Source organism: Bacillus sp. FSL P4-0248 (genome assembly GCF_038593305.1).
GTDB lineage: Bacteria > Bacillota > Bacilli > Bacillales > Bacillaceae > Bacillus > Bacillus safensis.
The window spans coordinates 3,566,765-3,579,286 of record NZ_CP151983.1; the positions used below are offsets into that span (position 1 = coordinate 3,566,765).

The 12,522-nt window shown below is 43.5% G+C and carries 11 protein-coding genes; 4 read left to right on the forward strand and 7 right to left on the reverse strand.

The annotated features are described in order from the left end of the window. Positions 1-6: 6 nt before the first annotated feature. The 3 genes from NST65_RS18365 to NST65_RS18375 all read left to right on the forward strand — a co-directional run bounded on the left by NST65_RS18365 (position 7) and on the right by NST65_RS18375 (position 4,917). A complete protein-coding gene (locus NST65_RS18365) occupies positions 7-1,215 on the forward strand; it encodes a glycosyl hydrolase 53 family protein (protein WP_061110302.1) in 1,209 nt (402 codons plus the stop codon). 23 nt (positions 1,216-1,238) lie between these two features. Next, positions 1,239-3,305, forward strand: coding sequence for a beta-galactosidase (locus NST65_RS18370; RefSeq protein WP_065214991.1), 2,067 nt, complete (start codon positions 1,239-1,241; stop codon positions 3,303-3,305). A gap of 283 nt (positions 3,306-3,588) precedes the next feature. Further along, positions 3,589-4,917, forward strand: a complete 1,329-nt coding sequence (locus NST65_RS18375; protein ID WP_046312681.1) for a citrate:proton symporter — start codon at positions 3,589-3,591, stop codon at positions 4,915-4,917. 41 nt (positions 4,918-4,958) lie between these two features. Here NST65_RS18375 and NST65_RS18380 read toward each other — a convergent pair whose 3' ends face one another. The 7 genes from NST65_RS18380 to NST65_RS18410 all read right to left on the reverse strand — a co-directional run bounded on the left by NST65_RS18380 (position 4,959) and on the right by NST65_RS18410 (position 11,711). Then, positions 4,959-5,387: a DUF4064 domain-containing protein gene (locus NST65_RS18380; RefSeq protein ID WP_046312679.1), complete on the reverse strand. Its 429-nt coding sequence runs from the start codon at positions 5,385-5,387 to the stop codon at positions 4,959-4,961. Positions 5,388-5,411: 24 nt separating this feature from the next. After that, a complete protein-coding gene (locus NST65_RS18385) occupies positions 5,412-6,362 on the reverse strand; it encodes an ABC transporter permease subunit (protein ID WP_101676616.1) in 951 nt (316 codons plus the stop codon). Next, entirely contained in the window at positions 6,359-7,288 is a 930-nt protein-coding gene (locus NST65_RS18390) for an ABC transporter ATP-binding protein (protein ID WP_041118330.1), read from the reverse strand. The genes NST65_RS18385 and NST65_RS18390 overlap by 4 nt, the downstream gene beginning before the upstream one ends. A gap of 319 nt (positions 7,289-7,607) precedes the next feature. Next, a complete protein-coding gene (locus NST65_RS18395; protein ID WP_034281410.1) occupies positions 7,608-7,946 on the reverse strand; it encodes a zinc ribbon domain-containing protein YjdM in 339 nt (112 codons plus the stop codon). 93 nt (positions 7,947-8,039) lie between these two features. Further along, complete coding sequence (locus tag NST65_RS18400) at positions 8,040-9,179, reverse strand: glycerate kinase (protein ID WP_034281411.1); 1,140 nt, start codon at positions 9,177-9,179, stop codon at positions 8,040-8,042. Between the two features lie 29 nt (positions 9,180-9,208). Then, entirely contained in the window at positions 9,209-10,480 is a 1,272-nt protein-coding gene (locus NST65_RS18405; protein WP_111926997.1) for a GntP family permease, read from the reverse strand. Positions 10,481-10,598: 118 nt separating this feature from the next. After that, positions 10,599-11,711 carry a sugar diacid recognition domain-containing protein gene (locus tag NST65_RS18410; protein ID WP_046312667.1) on the reverse strand — a complete coding sequence of 371 codons (1,113 nt, stop codon included), beginning with the start codon at positions 11,709-11,711 and terminating at the stop codon, positions 10,599-10,601. Positions 11,712-11,871: 160 nt separating this feature from the next. Here NST65_RS18410 and NST65_RS18415 point away from each other — a divergent pair, with 160 nt between their 5' ends. Further along, positions 11,872-12,522 carry a TetR/AcrR family transcriptional regulator gene (locus NST65_RS18415; protein ID WP_075621420.1) on the forward strand — a complete coding sequence of 217 codons (651 nt, stop codon included), beginning with the start codon at positions 11,872-11,874 and terminating at the stop codon, positions 12,520-12,522.

The following is a 12,522-nucleotide window of genomic DNA, read 5'->3' on the forward strand; positions in this document are numbered from 1 at the left end:
GATTTGATGAAGAAATGGTTGCTTGTCACTGTTGTCGTTTTCTTTCTGATGGGATTAGGTATTCTGCCTGAAGCAAGGGCCGATACGATTTCTGTGAAACCGATCAATGGCCTGCAAGGTGATTTCATCAAGGGAGCCGATATCTCTATGCTTGCAGAAGTAGAGAAAAGCGGCGGCAAATACTACAACCAGAACGGACAGCAGGTTGATCCGCTCAAGCTATTAAAGGATAAAGGCGTCAACTATGTGCGTATCAGACTGTGGAACCATCCATATGACAATCAAGGCCGAGCCTATAACGGCGGCACAAATGATCTCAATACAGCCATCGCTTTATCGAAACGTGCAAAAGCACAAAACATGAAAGTGCTGCTTGATTTTCACTACAGTGATTTCTGGACTGACCCCGGTAAACAATTCAAACCGAAAGCGTGGGCATCCCTCTCACAAAACGATTTAGAAAAAGCGGTCGGCACTTACACAGGCGATGTGCTCAAAGCGATGAGAGCGCAAAATGCCTTGCCGAATATGGTTCAGGTTGGGAATGAGTTGAACTCAGGTATGCTGTGGCCAAACGGAAAAAGCTGGGGTGAAGGCGGTGGTGAATTTGACCGGCTCGCTGCTCTGCTAAAAGCTGGCACAAATGCCGTCCGCTCTGTCGATTCAAACATCAAAATCATGCTTCACCTTGCGCATGGCGGAGACAATGGTGCATCCCGCTGGTGGTTTGATGAAATCACAAAACGAGGTGTCTCATTCGATACGATCGGTTTATCTTATTACCCGTATTGGGACGGCGGCTTTAGCGGTCTTACGTCCAATATGAATGATATTAGTGCCCGCTATAACAAAGACGTGATCGTGGTGGAAACTGCTTACGGCTTTACGACAGCAAACGGTGACAACCTAGATAACTCATTTAACCAAGACTCTGTCAATACAGCCGGCTATCCAGCCTCACCTCAAGGCCAGGCATCTTTTATACGAGATCTATCCGAAAAAATTTCACAAGTAAACAACAACCGCGGGAAGGGGTTCTTTTATTGGGAGCCGCTTTGGATTCCAGCGAAAGGTGCTCCGTGGTCTAGTCAATACGGGCTGGCTTACATTCAAACAACCGGGACTGTCGGAAATGCGTGGGAAAATCAAGCGATGTTCGATTTCAACGGAAAAGCACTGCCATCTCTTGATGTATTTAAACAAATGACACCGTAACTAAAAGGATAGGACGTGACAAAATGGGAAAGCGTTACCCACTCGTTCACCCAAATGTGAAAGGCTTTTTGCATGGTGGCGATTACAATCCAGATCAATGGCTCCATATGCCAGAGATCATAGACGAAGATTTTCGATTAATGAAGCTTGCACACTGTCAAACATTCTCCATCAACATTTTCGCATGGAGTAAGCTAGAGCCAAAAGAAGGTCAGTATGACTTTGGATGGCTGGATGACATCATGGACCGCTTAGCAGCGCAGGGGGCACACGCCATTCTCGCAACGCCAAGCGGGGCAAGACCTGCTTGGCTGTCACAAACATATCCAGAAGTATTGCGCGTCGAAGCGAATCGTCAGCGTAACTTACATGGACTGCGCCATAATCATTGCTTTACCTCTCCGGTTTATCGAGAAAAAACGAACGCACTCAACCGGCTGCTGGCGGAACGCTACAAGGATCATCCCGCACTGATCATGTGGCACATTTCAAATGAGTACGGCGGCGAGTGTCATTGCGACCTGTGCCAGGAAGCATTTCGAGACTATTTGAAGGACAAATACAATCATGATCTTGAGGCTTTAAATCAAGCATGGTGGACAGGATTTTGGAGCCATACGTATAGTGATTGGTCACAAATCGAGTCACCTGCACCGCATGGGGAGCACATGATTCACGGCATGAACCTGGATTGGAAGCGCTTTGTCACAGCACAAACGATCAATTTTTATCAAAATGAAATTAAGCCGCTGCGGGAATTGACGCCTCATATCCCAGTAACCACGAACTTTATGGGCGACTATCCGCATATGCGTCCATTCCTTGGGCTGGATTATCATCAATTTGCAAAAGAGGTCGATGTGATCTCATGGGATAGCTATCCTGCTTGGCATAGCGGCAGAGAAACAACGGCCGAATTAGCATCAAACGTTGCCTTTGTACATGATTTGTATCGTTCCTTAAAGGACGGACAGCCGTTTCTCGTCATGGAGAGTACGCCTAGCCTTGTAAACTGGCATGAAGTGAACAAGGTCAAACATAAAGGCATGGCACACCTTTCTGCCATGCAGGCAATTGCTCACGGATCAGACTCCGTGCTTTATTTCCAGTGGCGGCAAGGCCGAGGCGCCTCTGAGAAATTCCACGGTGCCGTTGTCGATCATTCTGGCCATGAACATACGCGTGTGTTTCAAGAGGTAGCTGATCTAGGGAAACAACTGGAGCAGCTGCAGCCAATTGCGGGCACGTCCGTTCAGCCAGAGGTCGCCATCATTTACGATTGGGAAAATCACTGGGCCATTGATGATGCGCAAGGCTTAAATAACACAAACAAACGCTATGTAGAGGCTTGTCAAACTCACTATCGAAGCTTTTGGAAAAAAGGCATCCCTGTTGACATTGTCGGAATGGAAAAAGATTTCTCATCCTATCGTGTGCTCATTGGGCCAATGCTCTACATGATCAAACCAGGCGTTGCAGAAAAAATTGAAGCCTTTGTCAAAGAGGGCGGCATTTTTATCGCGACTTACTGGAGCGGCATAGTCGACGAAAATGATCTCTGTTTCCTCGGCGGTTTTCCTGGTCCTCTCCGCCATGTACTTGGCATTTGGGCAGAGGAAATCAACACATTGATGCCTGATGAACATGTGTTAATGACCACAGGGAATGGACGCACCTATCATGTCGGACAATACTGCGAATCCATACACCCTGAGACGGCCTCTGTGCTAGGGCATTTTGAGAATGGCTGCTACGAAGGACAGCCGGCCCTGACTGTCCGTTCATTAGAAAGAGGGAAAGCATACTATATGGCCTCAGAAAATGATCAGGCTTTTTATGATGAATTTTACGAAGACCTTATCGCAGGTATTGGCATACAGCCCGTCCTATCCACTGCAATTCCAGAAGGAGTCAGTGTACAAAAACGAACAGACGGTACGCAGGACTATGTGTTTTTGATGAATTTCACAGAAGAGCAGCAGAACATATCACTAGATTCAGAGGCAAGTTATGAGAATATGCTGACTGGACAGCAAGTGTCTGAGCAGCTTCAACTTGATCCTTACGAGTATGTCATCTTGAAAAAATAGTTGAAAGAAGCGTCCATTTATTGGGCGCTTTTTGATTTAATAAGTCTAAATACCCATATTAATCATTGTGAACTTTAATCGTTATTTTTATCTAAATTTTTTTACAATATTTGATGCCGCGACACGACTGGTCTCTCCATCCTTTTTTACCATTGTATAGGTATGAAAGCGGTTGCCTATTACTCATAAATTTGATACCCTTTTTTTTCAATGCAGCTGTGGGAATGCATTGGATGAAAAGTATAGACAAATGTAAACGGTTTATTTGTAGGGGGAGGGGCTTATGTTAACGTTTGTTGGATTGATGATTATTTTAACGATTGTTGTGCTGCTGATTTGGGGGAAAGCAAGTCCAATTGTCGCCATGGTCATGGTGCCTTTAATAGGGGCACTCATTGCGGGATTTGGGATCAATGACATTCAAACCTTCTTCGAGGAAGGGATTATCAAAGTATTGCCGGTGGCGACCATGTTTATCTTCGCCATTTTATTTTTTGGCATTTTGCAAGATACAGGGTTCTTTGAACCTGTAATTAAAACTTTAATCAAGCTGACAAAAGGAAATGTTGTCACAGTTGCAATGGGAACTGCTTTGATTGGGGTGATCGCACACTTAGACGGAGCAGGGGCTACGACCTTTTTATTAACTGTACCTGCACTGCTTCCGCTTTATAAAAAATTACATATGAGCCCTTATTTACTGCTGTTATTAATCGGGACGAGTGCTGGATTAACCAATATGATTCCATGGGCCGGACCGACTGGACGGGCAGCAAGTGTCCTGAATATGGACCCCTCTGAGCTTTGGGTGCCACTCATACCAATTCAGCTCATTGGCGTTGTGCTCGTATTAGGGATGGCATTCATGTTAGGAAAGAGGGAAGAAAAGCGAATTCGGGTGAAAATTGCTGCAAATGAAATAGCTGCGGTTCAACTAGAAGGTGCGGATTGGGATCGAGCCATTCAATCTATTAGTGAAACTGGAGATGCCTCTTTAAAGCGTTATCATCTCATTTGGGTGAACCTTGTTCTGTTTTTGTGTGTTGTGGTGCTTCTCGTGTTGAACGTGATTCCTGCTAGTTTTATGTTTATGATTGGCCTGTCTCTCGCACTATTAATTAACTTTCCGAATGTGAATCTGCAAATGGAAAGAATCAAGGCACACGCACCTAGTGCGCTGATGATGGCGGCTGTCATTTTCTCCGCAGGGTCATTTTTAGGAATTCTTGAAGGCACAGGGATGCTAAAAGCCATTGCAGTGGACAGTATTCACATTTTACCAGCCTTCTTGCTGCCGTTTTTACATATTATTGTCGGTATGCTTGGAGTACCGCTTGATATGCTGACAAGTACAGACGCCTATTATTACGCCCTTCTGCCAATTGTTGAATCCATTACATCTGAAGTTGGCGTACCAGGCACTTCTGCGGCATATGCCATGATGATTGGGAACATCATCGGAACCTTTGTCAGCCCGCTTGCTCCCGCTGTTTGGCTCGCCGTAGGTCTTGCAGGGGTTGATATGGGGAAACACATCCGCTACTCCTTCTTTTGGATGTGGGGATTTAGTATTATCCTTCTGTTTGTGGCGATGCTGATTGGCATCATTTAAAAAGAAAGACATGCGCGGATATGCGCATGTCTTTTCTTTCATTATGAAGGATATTCACTTGTGTGAATGTCTGTATTCGGCTTTCTAATAAGAGACATTAATCCAATGATAAACAATAGAACCATTGGAGCGAATGCAAGGCCAACTGTTCCAATTAAAAGAGTCACAGCAGAAACCAAGAAAAGAATACCTGAAAGCACGGCACGACGGTCAGTTTTCAAGAAAATCACACCTACAATCGACAGCACAGCCGCAATTGCGGAAACGACCATAAACTGAGTACCAAATGCATTGACAGAAGCTTGAAGTGTTTCAATCGGCAATGTTTCCCCTTCCTCTTTTAACACTTCATTGATTTCATCATAAAAAGATGGACCCACAGAAAGGATTAATGCCCCAAACCCAACACCAATGGCATTGAGGACAATACTAATAATCCCCATAATTTTTTCACCTTTACGTTTAATCATGTGTAAACCTCCTAAAAAGTTAAATTAACCTGTTTTCACTTCTCGCTTTTGAAAGACGATTAAGGCAATGGCTAAGAAAATAGCCCAATAGATGACTAGGACGATTAGTGAGAATCCTAGGGACATACCTTCGATAACAGTAACCTGTTCCATAAAGTATTGGGATGGATCGTTTGCAAATAACAGATATTTTGACCAATCAAAAAAGAGCATTAAAATACCTGTGACTGATCCACCCACAATATACGCTAACACACTAATGGCAATGGAGATAGCTTCACTTCTAAACACTGTAGAAATGGCGAACGAAAGGGTTCCCAAAACGACAAACATTGCACAATGAGCGAGATAATAATAGACCATATTGGCAAACTGTGAACGTTCAATCACTACACCATTTTGATACACCAAATTCACATAATCAGTGTTAAGTCCAAAGAAAATAGCACCCAATATGAATGACAAAATAAATAGCACCCCAACAAGTAAAAGAGCATACAGCTGCACCGTAATATATTTAGATATTAGGATCTTTAGCCTTGATGGTGGGCGAATCAATAATAATTTAATTGTACCATGCTTGTATTCAGCCGACACAATGGTGGAAGCAATAATGATCACAAACACACCGACTAGCTGAAGTAAATTGGCGTTTGTTTTCACATAATCCCATACACTGTGGCTAAACTGATCAGCTGGCGGCAAATTATGCTTGATTCGATAATCATTAATAGCGATCTCTTTTTCAAGCTCTCTTTTAAAGAAACCATTCTCTGTCTCTTTGAGCTCCTTCTTGTTTTCCTTATTCATCATTTCTAGCTGAGTTTTCCAATCACCTGAAGCTTGATCTTTGTCATTTGTTTTCACTACAAAGATCAGCGTGGCAACCATACCTAAAACAAGAAGCCCAACCATAATCCAAGTACCAACACGATAACTAATCTTCATCCACTCGTTTTGAATGAGGCGAATCATACGTCTGCCTCCTTTTTACCTGTTAAGCTTAAGAACTTATCTTCTAAGGTTTGTTTTTCGATTTTGATTTCGTACAAATGAATAGACGCGCTGCTCAAATGACGGATCAATTCCGGCATCTTCTCTTCTGGCATAGAGAAGAATAAGTACTGCTCCTCTTCTCTTACAGTGACGCCTTCCTCAAATGCACCAATGAGCTTCTGTGCTTCTTCAAGCTCCCCTGCTGCCACCTTCATTCGATAATTAACCAAATCATCCTGCTTCGTCTCAGCACGCTGATCCTCAATCGCAATCAGCTTTCCGGTTTGGATAATTGCAAAGCGATCACACATCAATTCCATCTCTGACATGAGGTGACTTGAAACAATTACAGCCAGCCCTTCTTCCTTCGCAAGCCTTCTCAAGTAATCTCGTATCATTCGAATCCCCTCAGGATCAAGTCCATTGGTTGGCTCATCTAAGATTAGCAGTTTCGGTCTATGTATGAGTGCCTGCGCAATGCCCAATCGCTGTTTCATTCCTAATGAAAATGTACGCACACGTTTATGTTTCACATGCTGTAAGCTGACTAGCTCTAACAGCTCATCAATTCGCGCTTCATCCACTTTCCCATTCATTCTGGCAAAGTGAACAAGATTTTGTCTTGCCGTTAAATGATTATACATTTCTGGATTTTCAATAATCGCACCGACATGTTGGATAGCATGCTGATAGGAGGTTTGAATACTATGACCATTAATCAGAATGTCACCAGATGTAATGGGAGAAAGACCGACCATCATACGAATGGTTGTTGTTTTCCCTGCACCATTTGGTCCTAAGAAGCCAAAGACTTCGCCCGCTTGGACAGAAAAGCTCAAGTCTTGAACAATCTTTTTCCCGTGAATATGCCTAGATACATTATGCAGTTCTAAAACGTTCGTCACGTTACCTCTCCTTCTGTGTCTAAGTATCATCTATCATTCTATTTCCTGATAAACACCATGATCCGTCAAAAATAGAAGAACACTTCCATATGGTACAGCAATGCCCAAAAGTTGTGAAGGGGATTAGCCAAAATTTAGCGAATCATCTGCCTTTTTTAAGGTAGAGTTAAGAAAACTGCGAATTTTTATGTGAAAAGAGGCTTGATTTTTTAAAAAATGGATCTTTTTCAACAGGTATATATGTATGGAATTTTGTTTGAGATTATTCCTTTCACCTATAAATAAAGAAAAGAGGCCTCTTACAACCTCTTTTCATACATTATATCTTTTTCACAAACTCTGATTTTAATTTCATTGCGCCGAAGCTAGGAATTTTACAATCAATGTTATGATCGCCTTCAACTAAACGAATGCCTTTGACCTTCGTTCCTATTTTCAAAACGGATGATGAGCCTTTTACTTTTAGGTCTTTAATGACAGAGACCGTGTCCCCATCACTTAACAGGTTCCCATTCGCATCTTTGACAACAAGCTGTTCCTCTGCCGCTTGTTCTTGTTCAAGTGACCATTCATGCGCACATTCAGGGCAAATCAGCAAACTGCCGTCCTCGTATGTATAAGGTGAGCTGCACGAAGGACAATTCGGTAGATTAGACATTTTTGTTTCCTCCAACTTTCTACATCATTTATATCGATTTTACCACATTTCTTATAGAAGGAATGTGATAGAAAAGGAAACATTTTTCATCGTTTACTTCTTTCTTCCAATTTTTAACGCAGCCGCGATATTCCGAGCTGTTCTTTCTACATGAAGATTCGCATCTTGTATCGCCTCAGAAAGAGAGGTAATACCTGGAACGATACTAAACAGTGCATCAATTCCATGATCGTGTACGACTGCACTGTCTTTTGCAAGAGAGCCTGCGATGCCAATCACAGGCAGATGATACTGCTTCGCTGCTTTGGCTACGCCGATTGGTGTTTTTCCAAAAATGGTCTGCCGGTCAATTCGGCCTTCTCCCGTAATGACAAGGTCTGCCTCCTTGATGACGTCATCAAAATGAACAGCCTTCAGCACAATATCGATTCCTCTTTGCAAATCCGCTTGTAAAAAGCCTAATAAACTCGCACCAAGCCCTCCTGCCGCTCCTGCCCCTGCTGCATCTCCAAAAGAGACATTGAACTGCTTTTCAGCTACTTGTGCAAAATGAGCCAGATTCTTGTCTAACACTTGAACCATTTCTTCATCTGCTCCTTTTTGAGGACCGAAAACAGCAGACGCTCCTCTCTCACCCGTTAAAGGATTATCCACATCACAAGCCGCCTCCAGACGGACGGATTGCAGTCTTGGATCGAGTCCAGATAAATCAATTGAAGCTAATTGATGAAGTGCCCCGCCGCCTGACGTCAGGGAATGTCCTGTGTTATCAAGGAAAGCTGCACCTAATCCTTGCATCATCCCAACACCGCCATCATTTGTTGCACTTCCGCCAAGCCCAATGATCACATGCTTCGCTCCTATATCCAGCGCTGCAAGTATTAATTCACCCGTTCCTCTCGATGTCGTCCATAACGGATTACGTTTTTCTCGGGGTACAAGATGTAAACCAGAGGCTGCAGCCATCTCTATGACAGCAGTCTGACCGTCTCCTAACATGCCAAAAAAGGCATTCACTGGCTCACCAAGCGGGCCCGTGACCACTTGATGAACAATGTGTCCGCCCGTCGCATCAACCAACGATTGAACGGTCCCCTCTCCTCCATCTGCCATTGGCAGTTTGATATACTCTGCGTTTGGCAAAACAGAACGAAATCCTCGTTCAATGGCACATGCTGTCTCATAAGCAGACAAACTTTCTTTAAATGAATCTGGTGCGATCACAATTTTCATCCTAAAGCCCCTCTTTTCTTGTCATGTCCTCAGCCAAACAGCTGGAAAACGCCAAAAATAATTGTTGATACAACGGTTAACGTCAAACCGATTAATGATTCAAAAGGCATGAGCTTCAAACGCTCTTTGATATCCATTTGAACACTTCCTGCTGTTGCATGGAAAAAGCTCCCGTGCGGCATATGGTCAAGCACTGTTGCGCCAGCATGAATCATGGCTGCCCCTGAAAGAGCAGATACACCAAGCCCAATCAGCGTTCCGCTAAACACACCACTCGCGACCGCCGTTCCTGCTGTTGTCGAAGCAGTCGCGGCTGACATAAATATCCCTGAAGTTGGCGCAAGTAAATATGGAGGTAAACCCGAGGCATCCAGTGCCTGAATAAACACATCTTTTAAGGACGAATTCGATACGATTCCTGCTAATGTACCTGTCCCTAATAACATGATCGCGACACCTGACATTTTATGGAGCCCCGACATCGCATAATCATTGAGAAATTTCCCTTTTTTCATGAAAAGAGCACCTACAATCCCTCCAATCGGTAAGGCGATCATTGGGTCTATATTGATTTGAAAAAGCGGTCTTAAAGCCAACAATAAAATGGTAACCAGCGGACCAGCCAGTGCTTGAAAAAAAGCAGGTATTTGAACTTTACTTTGCCCAGTTTCTTCTTCAAGAACGGGCGTCCCTTTGTTTGCAAGCTTTTTAGCTAATACATATGTAACAGCCAACCCGAACACAGCCGGAATGATTCCTGCAGCCATCATTGAAGTCAGAGGTACACCAAAAGCGTCTGAAGCGGCAATAGCATTCGGATTCGGGGACATGATATTTCCTGCCTTCCCTCCTCCAATCATAGCAAGGAGAATTCCCGTTTTTGAGAGCTTTGCGCGTTTGGCAATAGCAAGTGCGATTGGCGCTACCGTAATAACCGCAACATCTACAAAAACGCCTACTGTTGTTAAAATCATTGTTGCAAGAGCGAGTGCTAATAGTGCCCTCGCCTCACCAAGCCTTCTCACAATGGCCTCAGCGATAGATAACGCTGCACCTGATTCAATGAGAACACCCGCCAGTACACCTGCGGCCATAATTCTAAGGACAGCCGGAATCATGTCCTTAGCACCTTCCATCATAACGTTGACGGTCTGAACAATGTCTACACCGCCAACCAATCCGCCTATAAATGCACCTGCCAGCATGCCATAAGCAGGTGATACTTTTTTTAGAATGAGAACAATCGCGATCACAAGCGCCGCCATGGCTCCCAGAGTACTTACCGTCACATCTCCACCCATTCTCAATCCCCCTAAAAATATCTTTCTCCAATTGTAAGCGTTTACCCAAAGGGATTGTGTTGTGAATCTGGATGAACTTTTTTAACTGACCACTCTACCGAATTGTGCATTTGCACAATCAAGATAGTTGAGTCATTAGCTGCGCCATATAAAGCTCGATTAACTGTTTTACATGACGAGGGTCTTTTCCGGTCAATCCTTGAATTTTGTCTAAACGATAACGCAATGTATTTCGATGAATAAATAAACGATCAACAATTCTTTGCAAATCACCGCCCTCTTCAATGTAAACCCTTAATGTATGGGCGAGCTCTGCTTCTTGTGTCAAAGGCTTGTAAAAGTCAGTCCATCGACTGTTCTTTTCAGCAATTCCCGCCATCATGAAGAAGCTTTCCAGTTGATAAGACTCAAAGAAATACATACTTTCCTCCGGATCAAGAGCCTTCCCTAACCTCAGGGCTTCTCTCGCATGCTGAAAAGAAATGGGCAGCTGGCTGATGTCTTCAGCGACAGTCCCTATCCCCACTAACACTTGGCTTCCTACTGCTCTTTGCATTGTTTTTTGCAGATGACCTGCCGCCTGCTTTACTCGATGGTCAGGTATGGGCTGACTTAAAAGAATCAATTCATGACAAAAGGTCATGCCAAGTAAATCATCTGCCTTCTTATCATATTGAATCGCATGCATCAATTTATGAACAGCATCCTCTGAGGAGGGAACTGGCTGAAAAACAATAGCCATTCGGCGCTTGTCTAAATCCATTCCCAGCCAAGCCGCTCGATTTTTCAGCTGATGATCCCCAGCATCAGAATATGAAATCAGCTGATTGACAATTTCACTTTCTATTCGATGACGCCATTGAACCCGTTCAAGAAGGAAAGATTGCTCTAACACCAGTTCTGCTGCCATCTTCACCAGCTCGGCATGATGCCGAATGTCCTCTGGTTCACCAGTAATTCCAATCACACCAACTACTTTTTCATGGAAGCAGATAGGCAAGTTAATCCCAGGTTTCACCCCTTCTAAGCGCAAAGAGGTCTCCTGGTCAATTTCCACACTGTTCCCGCTTGTCAGCACAAGCCGTGCACCGTCATGTTTCTGGCCAATCCTGTTTCGTTCACCAGAACCAATAATGACACCATCTGCATTCATCACATTGATGTTTTTATGTAAAATATGCATCGTACGTTCAACCATTTCTTGAGCCAATTCACTGGTCAAAAATTGCATTTGCCATCTCCCCTGAAGGTTTTTTCATTCAATGTATCATAGTGTCTTTGAACAATAAACGCAAAGTGTTTAAAAACCAGCCATTGACAAAGTCACCCTGAAAAGTGTTTAATCAAATCAAGAACCGACCGACAGTCTAGTTAAAAGAAAGGATGGCTTTATGAGAACCGTTAAACATCCTGAGGAACGTAAAAATGACATATTAAACGCAGCCGAAGCGCTTTTTTCAACCAAAGGCTATCAGAAAACAACGATTATTGACATATTAAAAGCCGTTGGCATTGCAAAAGGCACCTTTTACTACTACTTTGCATCCAAAGAAGAAGTAATGGATGCCATTATTGACAGAATCATCAAAGAAGATATCATCGTGGCAAAGCGTATTGCGGCTGAGCCAGACCTTCCAGTCGTTGACAAACTATTTCGTATCATCATGGCGCAATCACCTCAGCAAGGAAGCCATAAACAGGGTATGATCGATCAGTTCCATCAGCCTTCTAATGCAGAAATGCATCAAAAAAGCTTAATCAAAGCCATTAAAGAACTATCACCAGTGTTGGCAGATGTTATTCAGCAAGGTGTAGAGGAAGGGACATTCAAAACGAAGTATCCGCAAGAGACGGTTGAATTCCTTCTTGCTTCTGCACAGGTCATATTTGATGAAGGCCTTTTTCAATGGTCAGCCGAAGAAAGTATACAACGCGCTTTAGCTTTTATCGATATACTCGAATCCTCATTGCATGCAAAAAAGGGGAGCTTTTCATTCCTGCTGAAGCGATTATCTGGAGAGCTGGATGAAAATAATCAGTGA